This is a genomic window from Philodulcilactobacillus myokonensis (assembly GCF_027923585.1).
GTDB classification, from domain to species: Bacteria; Bacillota; Bacilli; order Lactobacillales; family Lactobacillaceae; genus Philodulcilactobacillus; species Philodulcilactobacillus myokonensis.
On record NZ_BRPL01000002.1, the window covers coordinates 229,037 to 249,983 of the forward strand.

General features: G+C 32.6%; 22 protein-coding genes, 1 pseudogene and 1 riboswitch. Of the genes and pseudogenes, 15 read left to right on the top strand and 8 right to left on the bottom strand.

Translation table 11 applies throughout. The features are described 5' to 3' along the window. Positions 1–7: 7 nt before the first annotated feature. The 4 genes and pseudogenes from WR164_RS01150 to WR164_RS01165 all read left to right on the top strand — a co-directional run. On the top strand, positions 8–826 hold the full coding sequence (locus WR164_RS01150; protein WP_286135711.1) for an MBL fold metallo-hydrolase: 819 nt from the start codon (positions 8–10) through the stop codon (positions 824–826). A gap of 88 nt (positions 827–914) precedes the next feature. Then, positions 915–2,150 carry a S1C family serine protease gene (locus WR164_RS01155; protein ID WP_286135712.1) on the top strand — a complete coding sequence of 412 codons (1,236 nt, stop codon included), beginning with the start codon at positions 915–917 and terminating at the stop codon, positions 2,148–2,150. A gap of 165 nt (positions 2,151–2,315) precedes the next feature. Beyond that, complete coding sequence (locus WR164_RS01160) at positions 2,316–2,579, top strand: hypothetical protein (RefSeq protein ID WP_286135713.1); 264 nt, start codon at positions 2,316–2,318, stop codon at positions 2,577–2,579. Between the two features lie 142 nt (positions 2,580–2,721). After that, positions 2,722–4,104: pseudogene (locus tag WR164_RS01165) on the top strand (aldehyde dehydrogenase family protein); the annotation flags it as partial. 73 nt (positions 4,105–4,177) lie between these two features. Here WR164_RS01165 and WR164_RS01170 read toward each other — a convergent pair. The 5 genes from WR164_RS01170 to WR164_RS01190 all read right to left on the bottom strand — a co-directional run bounded on the left by WR164_RS01170 (position 4,178) and on the right by WR164_RS01190 (position 8,561). Then, on the bottom strand, positions 4,178–5,521 hold the full coding sequence (locus WR164_RS01170) for a PFL family protein (RefSeq protein WP_286135714.1): 1,344 nt from the start codon (positions 5,519–5,521) through the stop codon (positions 4,178–4,180). Positions 5,522–5,533: 12 nt separating this feature from the next. Continuing rightward, entirely contained in the window at positions 5,534–5,803 is a 270-nt protein-coding gene (locus tag WR164_RS01175) for an ACT domain-containing protein (protein ID WP_286135715.1), read from the bottom strand. 92 nt (positions 5,804–5,895) lie between these two features. Beyond that, entirely contained in the window at positions 5,896–6,162 is a 267-nt protein-coding gene (locus WR164_RS01180) for a hypothetical protein (protein WP_286135716.1), read from the bottom strand. A 168-nt stretch (positions 6,163–6,330) separates the two neighbouring features. Next, complete coding sequence (locus tag WR164_RS01185) at positions 6,331–8,067, bottom strand: hypothetical protein (RefSeq protein WP_286135717.1); 1,737 nt, start codon at positions 8,065–8,067, stop codon at positions 6,331–6,333. A 143-nt stretch (positions 8,068–8,210) separates the two neighbouring features. After that, entirely contained in the window at positions 8,211–8,561 is a 351-nt protein-coding gene (locus WR164_RS01190) for a hypothetical protein (RefSeq protein WP_286135718.1), read from the bottom strand. A 203-nt stretch (positions 8,562–8,764) separates the two neighbouring features. On the opposite strand from WR164_RS01190, the gene WR164_RS01195 reads away from it, so the two are divergent. From WR164_RS01195 to rlmH, 8 genes are all read left to right on the top strand, one after another. Further along, positions 8,765–9,184 (top strand): DUF805 domain-containing protein, encoded by a 420-nt coding sequence (locus WR164_RS01195; protein WP_286135719.1) that lies wholly within the window; start codon positions 8,765–8,767, stop codon positions 9,182–9,184. Positions 9,185–9,300: 116 nt separating this feature from the next. Further along, positions 9,301–9,492, top strand: a complete 192-nt coding sequence (locus WR164_RS01200; RefSeq protein ID WP_286135721.1) for a helix-turn-helix transcriptional regulator — start codon at positions 9,301–9,303, stop codon at positions 9,490–9,492. Next, positions 9,492–10,019, top strand: a complete 528-nt coding sequence (locus WR164_RS01205) for a DUF3278 domain-containing protein (RefSeq protein ID WP_286135722.1) — start codon at positions 9,492–9,494, stop codon at positions 10,017–10,019. The genes WR164_RS01200 and WR164_RS01205 overlap by 1 nt, the downstream gene beginning before the upstream one ends. Positions 10,020–10,047: 28 nt before the next feature. After that, positions 10,048–10,398 carry a DUF6483 family protein gene (locus tag WR164_RS01210; RefSeq protein WP_286135723.1) on the top strand — a complete coding sequence of 117 codons (351 nt, stop codon included), beginning with the start codon at positions 10,048–10,050 and terminating at the stop codon, positions 10,396–10,398. Positions 10,399–10,421: 23 nt separating this feature from the next. Next, a complete protein-coding gene (locus WR164_RS01215) occupies positions 10,422–10,949 on the top strand; it encodes a DUF3278 domain-containing protein (protein WP_286135724.1) in 528 nt (175 codons plus the stop codon). Positions 10,950–10,961: 12 nt separating this feature from the next. Next, positions 10,962–11,501, top strand: a complete 540-nt coding sequence (locus WR164_RS01220) for a DUF3278 domain-containing protein (protein ID WP_286136872.1) — start codon at positions 10,962–10,964, stop codon at positions 11,499–11,501. A gap of 82 nt (positions 11,502–11,583) precedes the next feature. After that, complete coding sequence (locus WR164_RS01225) at positions 11,584–12,084, top strand: DUF805 domain-containing protein (RefSeq protein WP_286135725.1); 501 nt, start codon at positions 11,584–11,586, stop codon at positions 12,082–12,084. 42 nt (positions 12,085–12,126) lie between these two features. Continuing rightward, on the top strand, positions 12,127–12,606 hold the full coding sequence (rlmH, locus tag WR164_RS01230) for a 23S rRNA (pseudouridine(1915)-N(3))-methyltransferase RlmH (protein ID WP_286135726.1): 480 nt from the start codon (positions 12,127–12,129) through the stop codon (positions 12,604–12,606). Between the two features lie 68 nt (positions 12,607–12,674). Here rlmH and WR164_RS01235 read toward each other — a convergent pair whose 3' ends face one another. Next, the gene (locus WR164_RS01235) at positions 12,675–14,375 is read right to left on the bottom strand and encodes an alpha-glucosidase (RefSeq protein ID WP_286135727.1); all 1,701 of its coding nucleotides are present in this window, start codon (positions 14,373–14,375) and stop codon (positions 12,675–12,677) included. Positions 14,376–14,542: 167 nt separating this feature from the next. After that, the gene (locus tag WR164_RS01240; RefSeq protein WP_286135728.1) at positions 14,543–14,704 is read right to left on the bottom strand and encodes a hypothetical protein; all 162 of its coding nucleotides are present in this window, start codon (positions 14,702–14,704) and stop codon (positions 14,543–14,545) included. A 307-nt stretch (positions 14,705–15,011) separates the two neighbouring features. Here WR164_RS01240 and WR164_RS01245 point away from each other — a divergent pair, with 307 nt between their 5' ends. Together WR164_RS01245 and WR164_RS01250 are read left to right on the top strand one after the other, a co-directional pair. Beyond that, positions 15,012–15,575 carry a hypothetical protein gene (locus WR164_RS01245; protein WP_286135729.1) on the top strand — a complete coding sequence of 188 codons (564 nt, stop codon included), beginning with the start codon at positions 15,012–15,014 and terminating at the stop codon, positions 15,573–15,575. 41 nt (positions 15,576–15,616) lie between these two features. Then, a complete protein-coding gene (locus tag WR164_RS01250) occupies positions 15,617–18,634 on the top strand; it encodes a hypothetical protein (protein ID WP_373876916.1) in 3,018 nt (1,005 codons plus the stop codon). Positions 18,635–18,701: 67 nt separating this feature from the next. On the opposite strand, the gene WR164_RS01255 is transcribed toward WR164_RS01250, so the two are convergent. Further along, the gene (locus WR164_RS01255; RefSeq protein ID WP_286135731.1) at positions 18,702–19,259 is read right to left on the bottom strand and encodes an ECF transporter S component; all 558 of its coding nucleotides are present in this window, start codon (positions 19,257–19,259) and stop codon (positions 18,702–18,704) included. 57 nt (positions 19,260–19,316) lie between these two features. Further along, positions 19,317–19,408: riboswitch (TPP riboswitch) on the bottom strand. Between the two features lie 145 nt (positions 19,409–19,553). Here WR164_RS01255 and WR164_RS01260 point away from each other — a divergent pair. Continuing rightward, positions 19,554–20,903, top strand: coding sequence for a glutamate--cysteine ligase (locus WR164_RS01260; RefSeq protein WP_286135732.1), 1,350 nt, complete (start codon positions 19,554–19,556; stop codon positions 20,901–20,903). Positions 20,904–20,947: the final 44 nt, after the last annotated feature.

Here is a 20,947-nt window from a genome sequence, read left to right on the forward strand (position 1 = left end):
GGGAGTTATGATAATGGGAAAAGAATTGGATCCGCTGCGCTGTTGTGTGTTATCAAGTGGTAGTGGCGGTAATTGTGAATATATTCAAACGAATCAGCACCAGATTTTATTAGATGCTGGATTGAGCGGTATTAAGATTGAAAGACTATTAAAAGCTATTCATCGTGATATTCACAATATTGATACTTTACTCGTTAGTCATGAACATACCGATCATTGCAAGGGTGTCGGCGTTTTAGCCCGCCGTTATCCTAATATCAATGTCTATGCCAATGAAAAAACATGGCAGGCAATGAACCATAAAGTGGGTCATATTGCCGATGAACAGAAAAATATTTTCCCGAAGAATACGACTTTATCATTTGGGGATGTTGATATTGAAAGCTTTGGCGTTTCACACGATGCTGCCGACGCCCAATTTTATAAGTTCAATTCTAATAATAAGAGTTTCGTTGTCATTACTGATACCGGCTATGTTTCAGACCATGTTAGAGGCATCATCCAGGGAGCCTCTGCTTACCTATTTGAATGTAATCATGATCCTGAAATGCTAATTGATGGACCATATTCATGGCCATTAAAACAAAGAATTTTAAGTGATGAGGGTCATTTATCAAATGAAAGTAGTGCTCACGCCATTTTAAATTCAATTAATTATCATACAAAATATATTTTCTTAGCCCACCGCAGTCATAATAATAATATGAAGACGTTAGCCCATTTAACGGTTGCTTCGATGCTGACTAATCATGATTGGGCGGTTGAACATGATTTTAAATTGCTTGATACCGATGTTGAACAACCGTCATCAATGATTACTTTGTAATTCTTTACATTTTTAAAATTTAGTTTATGATTAAAATTAAAAAGATTTCATTTTACGAGGAGGTAAGTGGCTTAATTGCCAGTCTTCTATGAAAAGACAAAATGGTTTATTAAAAATTGCGTTAGTTGCATTAATTGCCGGACTGATTGGCGGTGGCGGTGCTTATTATGGAATATCATACTTCCAGAATAATGACATCATTAACCAAGCAACCGCAATCCCATCTGGATCAAATAATGGTGGGACTGCGAAAGTCAGTAATGTTAAAGTCAATGTTCAGAATCAATCTGAAAAAGCATTTCAATCCGTTAAGGATTCAGTGGTTTCAGTCATTAATTTAAAACGTGATAGTTCATCTGAAAATCCATTTGCTAGTCTATTCGGTGGCAGTAGTAGCCCTTCTAAAAAGGGAACTTTAGAGGCTAATAGTGAAGGCTCCGGAGTCATTTATAAGACTTCTGGCAACGCTGCTTATATTGTTACTAATAATCACGTTGTTGCAGGGTCCTCTGCACTGGAAGTCATCATGAGTAATGGTAAACGAGCTGAAGCACAATTAGTTGGTCGCGATACAATGACCGACTTAGCAGTCTTGAAGATCAATTCAAGCATGGTCAATAAAATTGCGACATTCGGAAACTCTGATAATATTAAAGTTGGTGAGACCGCATTAGCAATTGGTTCACCATTAGGCTCAAGTTATGCTTCATCTTTGACGCAAGGGATTATTTCTGCTAAACACCGTGAAGTTCAGGTACCTTCAAATGGCAGTTCAGCTGGTAACATTGCGAATGTTATTCAAACTGATGCGGCTATTAACCCCGGTAATTCTGGTGGTCCATTAATTAATCTTGCCGGTCAAGTGGTTGGGATTAATTCAATGAAATTAGCTTCTGATAGTGAAGGAACTAGTGTTGAAGGAATGGGATTTGCCATTCCAAGTAATGAAGTTACCAAGATTATTAATCAACTGGTTAAAAACGGGAAAGTCGTTAGACCGGTATTAGGAATTGAATACGTTGATTTAACTAATATTCCTTCTAAGGACCAATCTAAAGTTTTGAAACTACCTAGTAGCGTTCATACGGGTGCCGTTGTCATGAAAGTGGTTCAAGGTTCAGCAGCCGCTAATGCAGGATTAAAACAATACGATGTCATCACCAGCTTGGCTGGCAAGAAAATTACGAGCCAGGCTCAAATTAGGGATGTCTTATTGGCCCAGAAGATTGGTTCAACGATTCCAGTTACCTACTATGAAAATGGACACGTTAAGACCGCTCAAATTAAATTAACTAAGCAATCAAGCAACGTTAATTTTAAATAAGCTTAAATGAAAAAATAAAAAGCAGCATAATTATTAAGATCTAATCATAATTATGCTGCTTTTTTGTGATTAAATTTGATAATCATTTTGTGAATGAATTGTTATATATTATAATTAATAGTGAGATTTGAATATCAAAGATAAAACGAAAGGGATAATTAAATTATGAACGAAGAAAATGCAACTAAAGAAATCAGAACACTATTAGGTAATAATCAATATATTGCCATTGATGAACAAAGCGGCATCGTTGTAACTGGTAAACCGGGCGACAAATTTAATGCCATCAACCCGGTTAAATCAACTGACGATGAAGTTCAAAAGAACGTTGAACGAGCTAATCGTCAAGGATACAAAGCATTTGCTTCTGATCAATTATCAGACCAAGATGTTTCAGATTACCAAAAGATTTTTAACGAAGATAAGTAAATTTGTTTAGGTTCCAAGCGTTCAATTAGTTGCGAATGGTGAAATCTATGTTAGAATTTCAACGGATATTTAATTATATCTATAATATATTAATTTATATTAGTAAAATTGTAAGCATTTCCGATTAATTAAAAATGGAGTGATGATTTTGTCCGACGTTAATACAATGATTAATTCAATGGTTGAAAAGGGTCACACTGCCCTTAGTAATATGTCTGATTTTAGTCAAGAAAAAGTTGACCATATTGTTCATCAAATGGTCCTAGCTGGTTTAGCTTCAAGTAAAGAACTCGGTCAAATGGCTTATGATGAAACCGGGCGTGGGGTTGCCCACGATAAGGCACTCAAAAATATTTTTTCGACCGGTGAAATTTGGCATTCAATTCAACATCATAAGACGGTCGGCGTTGTTAGTGAAGATAAGGGTAAAAAATTAATTAAAATTGCCCGTCCACTAGGTGTCATTGCTGGAATTACACCGGTTACGAATCCAACTTCGACCACAATGTTCAATGCCATTATTGCGATGAAGACCCGCAATCCAATTATCTTTAGTTTTCATCCCCAAGCAATGAAATCATCAACTAAGGCTGGTGAAATCATGCGGGATGCTGCAATTAAAGCGGGTGCTCCTGCCAATAGTATTCAGTGGATTACCCAACCCAGCATTGAAGCAACCAACGAACTAATTAATAATTCTGGGATTGCAACGACCCTAGCAACCGGTGGTCCCGCAATGGTAAAGGCTGCTTATTCAACTGGTAAACCAGCATTAGGTGTTGGCCCGGCTAATGGTCCTTTATATGTTGAACGCACTGCTGATTTAGACCAAGCAGCTTCCGACTTAGCAACTTCTAAAACCTTTGATAATGGCATGATTTGTGCAACTGAAAATAGTGTCATCATTGATCAAGGCATTTACGATGATTTTAAGAAGAAATTACAACAACATGGTTTTTATTTCATTAAACCGGAAGATCAAACTAAACTAGCTAAAACCATGTATAATCCAAAGACCAAGAGTGTGAACGGTCCGATTGCAGGTCAATCTGCTATTAAAATTGCTAAAGATGCTGGAATTAAAGTTCCTGATGATACTAAGGTTTTGGCGGCTGAATTAGATGGAGTCGGTCCCGACTATGTTTTATCAGGTGAAAAGTTATCACCAGTCATTTCAGTTTATAAATCTAAAGATCACCATGAAGCATTTCGCATTGCTGATGAATTGCTTAACTATGGTGGCTTAGGTCATACTGCAGCTATCTGTACTACTAATTCAGACATTGCAAAACAGTTCGGTATTCACATGAAAGCATGCCGTGTCCTTGTTAACATGCCAGCTTCACTTGGTGGTGTTGGTGGTTTGTTCAACGACTTAACGCCTTCATTAACATTAGGAACCGGTTCATGGGGCAAGAATTCAATTGACCATAACGTTACCGATTATGATTTATTGAACTATAGCTATGTCACTGGCAGAGAAGAAAGTACTGCTTGGAAACAATTAGTTCAAAAGTACGCAGAATAAAAATAAGAATAAATAAAAATAAGACTTTGTCATTTTAAATGGCAAAGTCCTTTTTAGTTTTAAATTAAATTTAATTCTTAAATGAATGAATTGGTGCCGGAATATGACCACCACGTTGAATAAAGCGGCTCGGGCTCTTGGTGTTGATGGGCATGACTGGAGCAGATCCAAAGATACCACCAAATTCAATTGTATCGCCAACTTTTTTACCCTTTGCAGGGATGACACGAACGGCAGTGGTCTTATTATTGATCATGCCAATGCCGGCTTCATCGGCAATCATGCCACTGATGCTGTCAGCACTAGTATCACCGGGAACCGCAATCATATCTAAACCAACGGAGCAGACGGCGGTCATGGCTTCTAATTTTTCAATCCGTAAATTACCATTATTGGCTGCTCTAATCATTCCCTCATCCTCAGAAACGGGAATGAAAGCACCTGATAATCCACCGACGTGTTCACACGCCATGATGCCACCCTTTTTAACGGCATCATTTAATAGTGCCAAAGCAGCGGTAGTGCCAGGTGCACCAACACTATCCAAACCAATTTCTTCTAGGATTTCGGCAACGGAATCACCAGGATATGGGGTGGGTGCTAATGATAAATCAACGATGCCGAATGGAACACCAAGCCGCTTTGATGTAATGTTACCAACAAATTGGCCCATCCGGGTAACTTTAAATGCGGTTTTCTTAATCGTTTCTGAAACGACGTCGATTGACTGACCCTTGACCTTTTCCAGTGCGCGTTTTACAACCCCAGGGCCACTAATTCCAACGTTAATGATTTTATCAGCTTCACTGACACCGTGGAATGCACCGGCCATGAATGGGTTATCTTCAACGGCATTACAGAAGACGACTAAGTTCATGCAACTGACGGGGTCAATGTTTTCAATTTTTTTAATGGTACTGCCCATCGTTTTAACGGCATCCAAATTAATACCGGCCTTAGTTGAGCCAATGTTAACGGAACCACAGACTCGGCTGGTTTCAGTTAAAGCCTCCGGAAGTGATTTAATTAAGGTATGGTCGCCCTTTTGAAATCCCTTTTGAACGAGGGATGTGAAACCACCGATTAGGTCGACCCCAACGGCTTTGGCAGCTTGATCCATTGTCTTAGCGTATGCAACATAATCTTTATCATCAGATGCGGCCGCAATCATGGAAATCGGGGTGACTGAAATTCGTTTGTTAACGATCGGAATTCCATATTCACGTTCAATTTGGTTCGCAACTTTGACTAGGTCTTTCGCGCTACTAGTTAACTTATCGTAAATCTTTTGACGGGCTTTTTTGCCATCACTGTCAATACAATCAAAAAGCGAGATTCCCATCGTAATGGTTCTAATATCTAATTTTTGTTCTGAAACCATCTTAATGGTATCCATAATTTCCTTCGATTTCATAAATTCATGCTCCTATAGTTTTTGAATCGCGTCAAAAACTTCTTGACGCTGAACTCTAATGTTAACGTTAATCTCTTTGCCTAATTTTGATAAGCTGTCTTGAACGGTCTTAAAATCGTTCTTCTTGGTATCTAAATGACCTAATAACATCATTGTAAAATCATTTCGCATTAGTGTCTGTGAAATGTCAACGATGTTAACGTTTAATTCTGCTAGTTTTGATGATACTTTAGCAACGATTCCTAATTGATCCTTGCCGACCACCGTAATAATAATTTTCATTTTACAATTCCTTTCCAAAAATAATTAATTCTATTATATCAAAAAAAGGCTCCGAAATAATCGGAACCTTTGATTTTATATCATAAATATTTTTAGGCGTCTTCAGTTGCGTCTAGATAAAATATTTTTTGATAAGTTTTAATATCATCAGCGTTTAAGTGATTACTATCGATAATTTTCATTCCACGATTTTTAATTGATCTTAATTTTTGATCAATTTCAGCGGAAGTAGTTGAAACATGGTTTAAAGTTTTAAATTTAGAATTTTTAGGATCACCGATCATCGCAATTCCACTGGGTTCGCTAACGGAAACGTATCTGCTTTGATCCATAAAGGTTCTGACAATTCCACGGTTCATATTAAAGTCCTTTCATTAAATATCGATATCACAATAATTATATCATATCATGATCATTTTAATGAAACCAAGGTTTCATCATGCCCGTTAAAATTAAAAAATTATATAATATTAAACCGACAAATAAAACAAAAAAACATGCTTTTAAAATATTCATAATGATTTTCTTCATTGACGATGCCACTTTCCTTTTTTAAAGATTAAATCGAGTATGAATCCAATCCATGAAAGGGTAAAGATGATCATTAGTGCCTTCCAAATTAAGCTTGGTTGATAAGACAATTGAACGTGATTTTGGCCCGGTTTTGCTTTAACGACTAACGTTCCAATTGCAGATGTTTTGGCATTAGAAACATACTTTCCATTTAATTTTACACTAGAATGTGCATATTTGGTAATCGGAATCATCTGCCACTTGGATTGATTGAAATTATTATTCCATGTGACATTTAGATTGGTGCCATTAACTGTCTTTTTAGTTTGAATTGATGGTTTAATAATCTGATAGTAGTAATTTCTTCTGAAATGATAATTATAATAATTAGCTGGTGTGATCTTCTCTCTTGCTGGCAAATAATCAGGAATAGTTTTTTGAACTAGTGGGGCTGATTTTTGGAAATTATCTTTCAACAATGCATGCCTTAACTTGTCTGGATTCTTTTCCTGAATGGTTAACGATTGAACGGTCTGATCAGAGCTGACAACCTGTTTAGATGACCAATCAGTTAAGAAAGAATTGATATTATGATGGGTGTCAATGGCAAAATCACCAAAAATGAATAAAACAATTGCAATTTTAATGATTTGCGCCCACTGTGGAATCTTAACTGTTGAAAGGTCCATGCCAATTGCTAACAGTAATAAAATACATGAAATGACCATCAATCTTTTGGGTAGCTGAACCGTTGTATCTAGAATTGGTAGAAAACGGCTAAGTTGATTCCATGGAAATAACCATGATGACATCCATAGAAATATAATCCCGGTGAATACAGTGACGCGATTAACTAAACTAATCTTTCGCCAACGAATGATGGTGAAGATTAGTAGGGCAGCAAACATGAGGGTAACGAGTGGCCCTAATAAATCTAATGACCAATTTGACCACATGATGGTGTCAGTATTGAAATCAGTTTGTGGAAAAATTGGAATGATGTGATTAGTACCGGAAACTTCAAATAGGTTGGCCCACAAATTAAGCGTTAGTAGAATTGTTAATAATGCAGCTTCAACGGTATGTTTGAATAACAGCATTTTTTTGTGCTTATTTGGGGCAGAAATCAAACCAACGATAAAGAATGGCAAAATTGCAACGGCACCAACGGCACTGCTCATAAAATGCGTTTGAAGAAGTAATACCATGCTAATTGCTAATAGAATTAAATTAACATCGTGCTTTTTAATCATTTGGGTTGCTGGAATAAATAAGAGTGGCAAGATTGCTGCTCCCATTCCAGTAAATTGTTGCCCTGTGATCCATGCTAAAACGGGATGGGTGCCCATGTAGATCATTGAAATGAAGAGGGCGTTGAATTTTGAAACATGATTTTTAACTGCCAGGAAGTAAATTAATATCCCAGCGGTAATTAGGACAATCAAGTTACTAACAATCTGATAATTAAAAATGGTTTTACAGATTAAAAGTAATAATCCATTGATGTAAGCAATAACAGGTCCATAGACAGCATTAACAATCCGACCTGATTGATCGAACCCAAAATTAGTTTGAAATGGACTAATGTTTGCGGACTTGATCTGCATTGCCGTGTCATAAAAACGATTCATGTGGAAGGCATAGTCAACGCCAACAATCATCGCATGGTGAGTTATTTCTGGAAAAATAATAAAAATCGCGAATAAACAAATGATTAAAGGTGAGATTAATTTGGTTAAATGATTGCGCAAAAATAGGAGCTCCTTCGGTAATCTTATTAATTCATATTATCACAATCATGATAATAGCGAAAAATTAGGTAAAAAAAATACCTCTAAAAGTATATATGAAATGATACTTTTAGAGGCACTAGAAAATAATGTAGTTGTAATGATTAACCATTAAAATCCTTCTCATTAATTAATTTGATGCATTGATTTTGAAATTTTTCTAAGCATTTTTCGTATTTAAGTTGTTGACGATTAAATTGAGCGCAACCAACGTTACCCTTCAATTTAAACAACTTGTATAGGTGCTTAACGATTCTTCTGGCGGATTTATCCAGATTCTCTGGAAATTCCATGTTGTCAATTTCAACATCAATCGGGTCAAATGAATCCTTCTCAGTCCGATTAACAATGTTTCTGTAGATAATGTTGCAATCACCTACTAATTGGTCAGCATTATTATGCAACTGAGTCCTAATATTATCAGGTACTTGATAACTCTTCATTCTAAATAACATTAGATCACTTCCTAACGAATAATTCATCCTCAATCTCATGTGATAAAGCTATCCTCACGCAAATTGACTTAATTGTCAATAATAAAATCTGATGTAAGCGATTTTATATATTATATTTCATTAAATTTTAATCTTTTGAGAATATGTTAAAATATGATATATAAAATTATCGCTTAGTAAATAGCTATCAAAAGGGGATTTATATGGATAATATTGATTTTAGAAATGCTTATTCGTATTATATACGAAATTTTTCAAATTTTGAAGGGCGAATTAATCGGCGCGTTTTTTGGTTAGTAACTATTTGGAACGTGCTGTTGCTCTTCGTATTTATAATGATTGGTTTTTTAATGAATGATATGAAAGGGGATACAATGCCAATTGTGATGGGATGTTTTTTTGAGCTTTTAACATTTGTCCCTAATTTCAGCCTGGTCACCCGTCGTTATCATGATATTGGACTTTCGGGTGGCTGGTTCTTGCTAACTAACTTCTTACCATTCATATTATTGAACTTACATATGATCATCTTTCGAATCATCGGTTTCGCCTTAGTTATAACCGCTATTTACTTAGCATGCAAGAAAAGTAAAATTAAAAATAATAAATATCGGATTGAATAGTAAAAAGGCCAGAAATGGCTTTTTTATTTAATAAAATTGGTCATATATAGTTGACACATAAATTAATCTTAGTTATGATTTAATTGTCGTATATATATGACATGGAGGAAAACATCTTGAATCGTGTAAAAGAGTATCGTAATCGACAGCATTTAACACAGTTTCAATTATCTAAACGGGTCGGTGTCGCTCGCCAGACCATCAATTTAATTGAAAACAATAAGTATAATCCATCGCTAGATTTATGTATCAAATTGGCCAAGACGCTAGGGACAGATTTGAACAGTTTATTTTGGGAGGATGAATGATGAAAAGGAAAAATTCAATTTATGAAAAAATTGTTAAACACTTTTTTGGCATCAAACAATTAGATGAATATAAATTACATAAAGTTGAACGTATTGGAAATTTAATGTTCATGGCTGATTTCTTTTTATTACTACTTAGTGTGTGTATAGCTGGTATTTTTGCAACTATGAATTCTAATTTTGAGATTATACTGCTTTGCTTAATGGGATTTGATTTTGCATTAGTAATGATTGAGGCTTTGATTACGATTGTCTGTAATATTCGTTATAAACTGGATCAAATTGATGTTGATGTAAATTCAACTAAGCAGACTTATAAAAAATTGATTTTTAAAGGAATTGGAATGGCACTTCGTTTTGGCTTTTTTATGTATATTTGGATGGGCTTTATGAATCATCTTGAGGGAGCAAGTTGGCAATCATCATTTACATCAATATCACTCATTAAATCATCAGTTAAAAGTGGAATTATTTTTGGTTTAATAATGTCAATCTATCAAATTTTTAGAATTAAAAAAATGAAATAATTGAAATTAATAAAAGAAGGTTAATATCATGCAATATGAAGATGATGATTGGCTTATTAGGCAATTGAAACAAAGTGCGAAGGGAATTGCTGAAATTTTTTCAGGTAAAAATGATGGTGATAGCAAAATTATTTTTCATCAAGAAAATAAAATGAAATTGCCACATCAACGGGAAATTAATGATTTAATTAAAAAGCATCAATATTCTAAGGCAGCAAATCGATTATTAGATTTAAAATATGCGATGAGTGAGAATGACTTTCAAAAATTAGGCATTTGGTTCTATTCGAAATTAAACCACAAGGATTTTAATGTGAAAGATTATTCAAGATCGTCTTTGTTAGCGGGACTAGAACAAATTAAAAGAGCAAAACTATGACTATATAAATGAGGTGATTTTTCGTGCATAAATCCCTATATAATTGGTTAATCAAGTTGATCTTCGGTGTTCACCAATTGGATGAGTACCGAAAGCGAAAAATTGAACATCTTGGAACTTACTTGTTTATGATTGATTTCATTTTGCTCATTGTTATGTTTTTAAGCATTATGCTTCTTTCAATTTTAAACATCAATCAGAACCAGATCCTATTTCCATGCTATTTAATTTTAGGTGTAGTTCTTTTAATTAATTGGCTAGTAATTGATTTTTACGTCCAAAAGTTTAAGTTATCATTGGTAGAAATTGATCAGAAAAATATTGATGAAATTAGAAATAAACTGATCAAAAGAAGTATTTATTATTTTGTTTTTGGCTTTACAGTAATGGGATTTGTTTCTAGTCATAAGATTGATGGTTCATTATTTAATGGAATCAAACATTCGTTTACTAATGTGAATGTAATTGCATCTAATTTACTTTTGGCATTTTTCTATTCATTAATGTATTTCGGTCGATTATGGAAAAATGTACGAAAATTTAAGAATTGAGAGGGATTTAATATTAATAACAAAAAATTATCTTTATACGATCTTTTAACTAAAAGAATTTATGGCATTAAGCAGTTAGACGAATACAAAAGGAGTAAAGCTGAACATGCTAGTAATCTGTTTTTAATTTTCTTTTGGTTCATTTTCCCAGAAGAATTATTGATTGCGTTTATATGTGGGCTGATTTGGCCAACAGTCACACTGTATGTTTTTATCAGCGTTAATTTTATATTGTTTTACATCTGGAATCTCTATGTGATCCATTACTTGCATAAATATAAGCTGGATGAAAACGATATTGATGTAAAGGACAGTAAGAAAATTAAGAGGAGGGTCGTGAGAAAAAGTATTTTAGCCGGCGTTTGGTTCTTTATTATTGAATTTGTTGTTTTAAATTTTGTCAATTCATTAATGGACCATATTAGTTTTGTGAATGAAGTTAAACAAAACTTTAACTGGTTTAGTTTAATTTCTTTGATAGTTATTTCAGCTCTGCTTTCAATTACATTTATGTTAATTTCATTTTCAAAAACCAAGAAATTTAAATCATAGCGTAATTTGCACAATGAGTTAAAGTTTGTTACTCTAATTTCTATCATCACTTTTTAATATACATATGAAAGAAGGATTTTTAATGCAAAGACCAAATCATGGTTATGTTGGATTTTTGAAAGCTTATGGGATGTACTGGAAGAACTACTTTAATTTTAGTGGTAATAGCAGTCGTTCTGAATACTGGTGGACATTTTTGTGGAATACAATTATTGGAATTGTAATCTCAATTCCAATGCTAATTTCGTTAATTTCTATGTTTGCACAGTTTGAACATAATAATTATTCTTTGAGTGGTGTTTCAATTTTTAGTTTGATTATGATCCTTATTTACTTTATTTGGGGTCTTGCTAATTTAATTCCGCAAATTTCATTGACAGTCAGACGTTATCATGATGTTAATTTTTCTGGTTGGTGGTATATTTTGACACCATTATTAGCTAGTCGTTTAGCTATTATTAGTACTCATAATTGGACTGCAGTTGTAATTAGGACAATTGGATTTATCCTGCTAGCATTCTTTTTCTACCTGTTAATTAAGAATCCGGTTCGAACCAATAATAAATACATTAAAAATAATTAAACGAGCGATTAGCTGTCTTTTTCTAATGATGGAGTGATTTAAATGAATATTAAATTTGTCGTTGTTGGAAAATTGAAGGAAAAGTATTTTAAAGCGGGCATTGCTGAATATGCCAAACGAATGTCTCGGTTCTGTAAGTTTAAAATTGAAGAAGTTAAGGATGAACCCACTCCGGAAGGTGCTAGTCAAGCTCAAATGGATAAAATTATGGACATTGAGGGGACGAGAATCCTTGATCACATTAAGAATAACGAATATGTGTATGCACTGGCAATCTGGGGTAAAGAATTAACTTCTGAAAAATTTGCCAAGGAAATTAAGGATTTAATGACTTATGGTCATTCGAAGATTACCTTTGTGATTGGCGGTTCATTAGGTTTAGCTCCTAAAGTTTTGAAACGGGCTGATGAACAGATTTCGTTTGGTCGGTTTACAATGCCACACCAGTTAATGCGTTTAGTTTTGAGCGAACAGGTCTACCGGGCATTTATGATTAATGAGGGTAGCCCATATCATAAATAGAATGCACATAAAAAGCAGTAATCTTATCACAGACTACTGCTTCTATTTGTATATTCATATTTAATATTCTATTCCACAACCACTGCCTGGAATGGCATTAGTTGACTTAAATCTTCATTCTTCGGATTAGAATTTAATTCGATTTTACCTTTAATTGGCTGATCCAATTTAATCGTGTGGTTTGAAAAGTTGACGATGACTTTAATGGTTTTACCGTCTAATGTTCTTGTGTAGGCAATGATATCCTTTGATAAGCCTTTGATTTGTTCGATCGAGCCATCAATGAATAACTTTCTTACGCGGTCGTTTTGTCTGTATCTTACTAAACGACGGTAGAAGTTCAAAACGGAATTCGGATCTTTTTCTTCATCCTTAACGTTGATGCCTTCTCGATCATTACCCATTTCTAACCATGGTTTGTGATCTGAGAAACCACCGTATTTAGAACCATCCCATTGCATTGGAACTCTACCGTTATCTCTTGAACGTTCATTTACAAATTGAAGTGCTTGTTCCTTTGTATAACCATTCTTGATTGCCATGTGATAGTTATTGATGGAAGAAAGATCATTAAATTCACTGATACTATGGCGTTTGAAGTTCTTCATCCCAAGTTCCTGACCTTCAAAAATTAATGGAACGCCAGGTAACAAGAAGTAAACGGCAGCTAATGCTTTAGCAGATTCAGGAGTGCGGTCCTTTGGATTCTGAATAAATTTAGAAACGGCCCTCGGTTGATCATGATTTTCAATGATGTTCGTGAAGTAAGCGTGAGCCTTTTGAACGGCATGCTGACTATCAAAAATAGTTTTTGCCCAGTCGGCAGTACTCCATTTATTTTTAATGTACCAGCGGTTAACGTCTGGTATATCAGGATTCATAATGTCAAAATTAAAGATCATTGAGAAGTAACCATCCGGTCCGATGTATCTTGGCATGTCTTTAGCTGGGACTCCGTATGCTTCACCGATGGTTAAAGCATTGTATTTAGCAAATGTTGATTGCTTCAATTCGGATAGGAATTTTTCAATTCCTGGGCGGTTCAAATCTTTCTTTTCACCGTTGACTAAACCATCAACATCATCAGCAGGGAGGCTTGCAAAGTCCTGATCCTTTTTAAGCTGCATGATGGCATCTAAACGAAAACCGGCAATCCCTTTATCCAACCACCAGTTGATGATCTTATAGATGGCTTGACGGAGTTCAGGATTTTCCCAGTTTAAATCGGGTTGCTTTGGTGCAAAATTATGGAAGTAGTAAGTTCCTGGTTCATTGGGAACTTTAGACCATGTCGAACCACCAAATGCGGAACGCCAATTGTTAGGAGCTTTACCATTATCGGTATGTTTAAAAATGTAATAGTTACGGTACTTAGATTTTGGATCTTTCAAAGCTTCTTGGAACCATGGACACTGGTCAGAAGTATGGTTAACGACTAAATCCATGAGAATCTTCATGCCATGCTGCTTGGCTTTAACGATTAAATTATCAAGATCCTTCATTGTCCCAAAGATGGGGTCAATCTTTTGATAATCCGCAATATCGTATCCCATATCAAACATGGGTGACTTGTAGACGGGTGAAAGCCAGATGGTAGTGATACCGAGGCTTTGTAAGTAATCTAGACGGGATGTAATTCCGTTGATATCACCAATGCCATCACCATTTGAATCTTGAAATGATCTTGGATAAACTTGGTAAATGACTTCATTTTTCCACCAGCGCTTATTGGTGTGATGAAGTGGTTTTAAAATGTTTTCATTGCTCATCATGATTCCTCCTTTGATATTGATTGCTGATTGATTAATTTTTAATTTAAATGTAATCGCTTACAATAGTAATTATAACATTGGCATAATCGTTTGAAAATAAAAAAGCAACTCAACGGATGATGAATATCACCAGTTAAGTTGCTTGATTTATTGTTATAGATGCTTTAATCGTCGCAATCAGTTTGCTTCGGCATGATGTCAAACTCGTTTTGAAATTCATCATAGGATTTAACACCGTAATTTTCTGCAATTTTCTGGCCTAATTTTTGGTAGGCCAATTTTTGTGCGTCATTTTGTTGATTCTTTGTTTCATCGTTTTTAGCCATATTTAAAACCTCCTTTAATTTCCTGGGCATTATTATACAACAAAATGATTTTAATGTGTGATTAGATAATTTTAATTTAATATTGCAATAAAAAAAGACGGTGGATCATATCCATCGTCTTTTAGGGAGATACCATTTTTAGTAAATGATTTTTTATAAAAATGATAATTAAAATTAGGAGGTATTTTAATTTTACTGGAAGATTGGTAAACTAACTATACAATTTAATTTATTATAATTCGTTAAAATAATAATGTATTTAAATACTATAATAAATAATATCATATTTATAAAAAGGAGAAATGTAATGGACCGATTTAATCAAATTGAAGAAGGAATACGTATAATGGAAGGAGGACGCTTTCAAAAACTTTGTGATAGATATTTGCACCAGAAATATGGTTGGGAATTAAATACACCAGGATCGATGGATGGATCCAATAAAACTACTGCTGGTACACCAGATTCTTATTTACATGATATATCCGATTCTTACATTTTAATGATGTATGGAACGCGTCAAGATTCTGAGAAAAAATTAATGTCGGATATTGATGATGCAAAAACAAAGGCTAAATTACCTAAAAATAAAATAAAAGGAATAGTTTGTTGTTATGCTGGATCAAATATTTCAGCAGAAGAGAATAATAAACTTGTTGAATACGCTAAACCATATAGATTAAAATTAATTAGTTCAACGACAATAGCAAATGATTTATTAGATGAATATCATTCTTTAGCTTTAGATTTTTTTGATTTACCTAAATGGACTGATCAAATAAATTCATTTGATAAATTTATTAATAAACATGACAAAAGTAAACTAATGCTCCATTATCAACATCCTATATTGATCAAAATGATAGATTAAATGAAATTAAAAATTATATTCAAAACAATAAAATTATTGTTATTGAAGGAAATCCAGGTGTTGGAAAAACTAAACTTGCAATTGAAGCATTAAGAATTTTTGATAAAAATCATAAAGATAATCAATGTTTATTTGTTAAAAATAATCAACAGCCTCTTTATAGTGATTTAAAAAATTTTTTATCAAAAAATAGAATGAATTATGTTTTAATTGATGATGCAAATGAATTTAAAATTGACTATTTATATAGCGCTATTTCTTTATTAGATGAATATGATAATCTTCATTTTATTGTTACGATAAGAAATTATGCAGTGGACAATTTTAGACATAATATAAAAGACTATGAGTATAAATTATTTAATTTGGAAGCTGCTAAAAGAAAAACCGTTGAATCTATAATTAATGAAGATGATTTTATTTCTAAAAATCCTCTAATTAAAGATAAAATTCTTAATCTTTCTCACTCTAACCCTAGACAGGCTATCATTGCAGTTAAATTAGTAAAACTAAAAGGTGAAAATATTTTAAATAATTCTAATGGAATTATGATTAATTATTATAGTCAAATAATTAAAGATGCTAATATTTCCGATTCTTATTTAAAAACATTATTCATTATTGCTGTATTCAACAAAATAAAGTATCGCGATGAATCTAAAATAGATGGATTGATTAAAATGATGGGATTAAATCATAATCAATTTGTTAAAAATATAATTCAGCTGAGTGATAAAGAGATTTGTAATATTTATCAAAAAGAGGTTGCAAGTATATCTGATCAATCTTTAAAAGATTATGTCTTGTATTTATTCTTGTTTGGTTCAAAAAAATTTACATTGAATGATTTATTATCAATTTTATTTAATTGTGGATTTAGTTATTTGCTTAATGCTTTAGAACATGCTAAATCTGTTAAGTTTAGTAATGATGAACGTTATTTATTAAAAAATGCTGTTTACAATTTTTATAGACACTCTGGTGAAAAATTAAGTAAACAACAAAAAATTGAATTTTTGAAAGAATTTGGTAATTTTTTAGAGTCAGATGTTCTTAGATTGGGCATTTATTTAGCTGATAATGTTGAAATTAAGAATCGTAATATTAATTTTAATTTAAATCAATTAAATCAAAAATATAATAATACTCAATGTGATAATTTTTTATCTCTTTTGAAAATTTTATTGAAAAATGATTTTAAAAAATATTATGGAAGTGTTATTGAACTAAGCATTACTTATCTTCAAAGGGATAATTCAACTATTAATATATTTGAAAATTTCTTTGTCGATATGTTTGGAATTGATCCTATTTTAAAAGATCAGCTATTTCATTTAAGATTAGGTCTTCCAATTTTTCATAATTGGATTATTAAATCTATTCCAATTATTAACGAATGCTTATTATTTACTATGAGGGGGATTCTTAAACCTAGAGGCAGTAAAACAGTATATATTAATGATACTTATGGAATTGTGAACTATCATTTAAATGATAGTTTATTTGATGAAAAAATCTTAAAACAAATTTTTGATATATTAAAAGTAATTGCTAATCAAAATAAGTTTCCTAAAAATTCTCTTTTAAAATTTATTCCTAATAATCTTATATATGATAAACATAATTTTAAAATCACAAAAACCTCATTAAGGCATATTCTAAAAATAGCAAGTGATTCTGAATCGATGGATATAAATAAATATGATATTGATTTTATAAAATTAGAAATAGTTCATATAGATTATTTAGCTGGTAAAATATCATTAAATGATGTAATTAAGTCATTTAATCCTTTTCAAAAATGTTTTTGGATTATGAACAATTATTGTGATAAAAATCAATATGGAGTTTTCAATGAAAATTTGCTATTGAATGATTATACGAATAATGTAATCAATAAATTAAATGATTTTGCATTTGATTTATCATTATGTTTAAATAGTAATTTATCTAATTCATCTTCCATTAGATATAATTTTGCAAATATAGTTAAATTGATTTCTTCAAAAGAAAAACATGATTTGTTAAAAGAGCTTCTTAAAATCGGTTTAAAGAATGTAAACTATCTTACATCTTGTGTAATTGTAGAGGAATATGGAATTGTTAATTTTCTTAATGATTTTAAAGATCAATATAAAAATTCAATAATGCTGATGTATTTTGTCTATTCTACTAAATCGGATCCAACAATTAATGATGTTGATATTTTATTTGATTTAATGAGTAGGTTGGATGAACATGATTGGTTAAATGTTTCTTATGAAAATATGAATAGTGGTTATCAAAAAAATACTAAAATTATTGATTTGTTTGTAGATAAAACTATCGAATATAGTTCTTATGATAATTTTCAATTTAATTCTAAAGAAAGTGCAGATAATATTTTTAATAACGTATCTTCAAAGAATAAACTTATTAAATGTTACTTAAGGGGATTTTATTTTACAATTGTTAATTCAATAGATATAGACTTTAAAAACAATTTATTCTTGTTAATTAAAGATGATTCTGATTTTCAAAGGTCAATATTAAATTTATTATTTAATAAAAATAATCAAATTTATTGGAATAATACACCAGAAATTTACTTAAAAATGTCTTTATTGTGGGAATCTTCATTCTTTCGGAATCTTATTAAAGAAAAAATATATAGTAAACAATTTAATCCTTTAAATTCAGCATGGAATTTTATTTTACATCCTAAAAATTATTCATCTGATAACTGGTTATTATCTAATTTAAAAATAACTAGTGAAATTAATGAAGCTCAAAATATAATGCAATTAATTAATCTTTATTTTAGTTATGATAAAGCAATTCCTTTTTTTAAAGTGATTGCTAGTAAACATTTTTCGCTAAATAAATTTAAATTATACAAAATTGAAAATTCATGGTTTGGTTCTGAAATACCAAGTATTAAAGAAAATATATCGTTTATTAAGAAAATAACTCCATTTTTTAGTAGTGCAGAAGATATATTATATTTAAATACAAACGAGGAAATTTTACAAAATCGTATACGTCAAGTAACTATAGATGATTATGTTTATGATATTTAGTTTAATATTTCAATAAAAAAAGACGGTGGATCATATCCATCGTCTTTTAGGGAGATACCATTTTAAATTATTCCTTTACCAAGTGGCTCTTCTTCAAAGCCTTGATAATTAAAACGGGAATGATTCCGCCGAAAACGAAGGCGGAAATTAAGTTTACGATAAAAATCCAGAAGAGCAATCCAGCAGAGTAACTAGCGTAACCATTGGTGAATAGTTGATAAATAAAAGTGACTGTCGTAGTTAAAATCAATGATAATGACAGACTGAAGTAGTTATACATTTTATAACCAGTCAATGCAAAACCTAATTCGGCACCAATCCCTTGGACTAAGCCGGATACAATCGTCATGATGCCCCATTGGCCACCTAAGATCATTTCAACGATGGCGCCGATGACTTCACTTAAAATTGCTGCACCTGGAATCTTGAAAATCATAGCACATAGTGGACTGGCAATGATCCAGAGACCAAATAGGGCAGCACCGGCCATGGGTGCTAGACCAACCGGTGTTAGAGCAGCCGTTAGTGCATTATAGAAAAAGTCAGCCGACCAAAAAATAACTCCACAAAGAATTGAAATCATGGTTAACATGATGATGTTATGCAAGTTCCATCTTTTTAACATATTTTTATTCCTCCTAAATAAAAAAGGATTCCTTTTAAAAAGGGATCCTCACATTTATGATTCATTTAAACGATTCCCTCCGCCAGCATTATCTGGTTCAGGTTCAATGGGTATGATCTCAGCTAATTAAAGCACCCCCCTCAAGAAGTATTTAGTTTATAATTATGATACAAAATGAGAACTCTAAAGTCAATTTTGAACTTTGTTAATTAAATCACCCGCCTTAACTTATATATATTATTCATAACTATTTAGTGTTATGATAATATCAATTTAATCAAGGTGGGTGATTTAATGTTAAGTAAAATTGGTAAAATCATTGCAAAAAATGGCTTGATTCAAAATGATTTTAATTTAAGGATGGGAATTGAACTTGAGATGAATCGGGTTCAGCCTAACGGTCATTTAGTGAATACTGATTCACCGTTGATTGTGGAAAGTAAGAAGACAAAATCCTACTTCACAAAGGATTATTTAGAATCAATGGCTGAACAGGTGACCGATCCAGGCAAAAATATTTTTGCGTCTTCCAATGGTTTGAAACAATTGAACTATGTTTTAAGACGCAATTTAAATCATCATGAATTACTCTGGCCGTTTTCAATGCCGCCAATTTTGCCACAACATCAAGGATCCGAAATGTTATCGAAGGTTAATCCGCAAAAACGAGCTTACTTTGAAAACATTCGCAAGCGGAATGGCATTTCACACGGTGGAACCTGTGGTATTCATCTAAATTTTTGCTTGCATCAATCCTTCATCGAGCAAATTTTAAGACAAACCGATCAATTTGATTCAGCTAATGATTTAAAAAGCCATCTTTATTTAAAAATTGCCCAAGGGATGATCAAATATCGCTGGTTATTGACCTATCTGCTTGGTGCTAGTCCACTAGCAGAGAATAATTATTATAAACCAAGCGAACATCCCAATCATTTGGTTCGTAGTCTGAGGCAGAGCCGTAAATATGGCTTTGTTGACGAATTGAACGGTGACTACACCAATTTACAAAGATACGTTCAAAGAATTCAAGATGGCATCAGCAAAAAGATTATTATTGCACCTTCCGAATTTCATGGGCCAATTCGGTTTAGAAATCCCAATGCAACTTTAGATGAGTTACCTCAAAAGGGGATTGAATACTTAGAGTTCCGCATTTTTGATTTGGATTACACCAGCCCGTTTGGGGTTGATATTAAAACCCTTGAGATAATTCAATTGATGTTGCTTTACTTTTTAGTAAGCAAACCAATTTCACCAAACTTAGTCATGCCACAAATTAATCGTGCTAATCGAATGAATGAAAAGGTTGCATTGGCCAATCCAGAAGAACCATTTCAATATCGAAGGGATGCAATGCGCTTTACCCAATCATTAAAACGGTTCGTGTTTAGCCAAGATTTAGATTCACAATATCTAGATTTAATTATTGATATGCAAAACCAGATTGAACATCCCAAATTAACGAAGTGCGGACGGTTAGTTCCACACATTCGTAGACATTCGCTGGTCAGGTATGGGATGAAACAGGCTCAACAATTCCAGCAACTAGCTTTGAATAGTCGCGAACCATTTTTGAGTGCGGACGAGATTAAGAAATTAAGTCAGCGAGAAGTGATTAAACGTTTCATTTTTAAAAGATAAAAATACTGGTATAATAACCTGAGTATTTAAAAAAGAGAGGTTTT

Bases quoted from the DNA above. Each gene is read 5' to 3' on its own strand.
- WR164_RS01150 (WP_286135711.1), top strand. From the start codon at position 8: ATGATAATGGGAAAAGAATTGGATCCGCTGCGCTGTTGTGTGTTATCA.
- WR164_RS01155 (WP_286135712.1), top strand. From the start codon at position 915: ATGAAAAGACAAAATGGTTTATTAAAAATTGCGTTAGTTGCATTAATT.
- WR164_RS01160 (WP_286135713.1), top strand. From the start codon at position 2,316: ATGAACGAAGAAAATGCAACTAAAGAAATCAGAACACTATTAGGTAAT.
- WR164_RS01170 (WP_286135714.1), bottom strand. From the start codon at position 5,521: ATGAAATCGAAGGAAATTATGGATACCATTAAGATGGTTTCAGAACAA.
- WR164_RS01175 (WP_286135715.1), bottom strand. From the start codon at position 5,803: ATGAAAATTATTATTACGGTGGTCGGCAAGGATCAATTAGGAATCGTT.
- WR164_RS01180 (WP_286135716.1), bottom strand. From the start codon at position 6,162: ATGAACCGTGGAATTGTCAGAACCTTTATGGATCAAAGCAGATACGTT.
- WR164_RS01190 (WP_286135718.1), bottom strand. From the start codon at position 8,561: ATGTTATTTAGAATGAAGAGTTATCAAGTACCTGATAATATTAGGACT.
- WR164_RS01195 (WP_286135719.1), top strand. From the start codon at position 8,765: ATGGATAATATTGATTTTAGAAATGCTTATTCGTATTATATACGAAAT.
- WR164_RS01205 (WP_286135722.1), top strand. From the start codon at position 9,492: ATGAAAAGGAAAAATTCAATTTATGAAAAAATTGTTAAACACTTTTTT.
- WR164_RS01210 (WP_286135723.1), top strand. From the start codon at position 10,048: ATGCAATATGAAGATGATGATTGGCTTATTAGGCAATTGAAACAAAGT.
- WR164_RS01225 (WP_286135725.1), top strand. From the start codon at position 11,584: ATGCAAAGACCAAATCATGGTTATGTTGGATTTTTGAAAGCTTATGGG.
- rlmH (WP_286135726.1), top strand. From the start codon at position 12,127: ATGAATATTAAATTTGTCGTTGTTGGAAAATTGAAGGAAAAGTATTTT.
- WR164_RS01235 (WP_286135727.1), bottom strand. From the start codon at position 14,375: ATGAGCAATGAAAACATTTTAAAACCACTTCATCACACCAATAAGCGC.
- WR164_RS01240 (WP_286135728.1), bottom strand. From the start codon at position 14,704: ATGGCTAAAAACGATGAAACAAAGAATCAACAAAATGACGCACAAAAA.
- WR164_RS01245 (WP_286135729.1), top strand. From the start codon at position 15,012: ATGGACCGATTTAATCAAATTGAAGAAGGAATACGTATAATGGAAGGA.
- WR164_RS01255 (WP_286135731.1), bottom strand. From the start codon at position 19,259: ATGTTAAAAAGATGGAACTTGCATAACATCATCATGTTAACCATGATT.
- WR164_RS01260 (WP_286135732.1), top strand. From the start codon at position 19,554: ATGTTAAGTAAAATTGGTAAAATCATTGCAAAAAATGGCTTGATTCAA.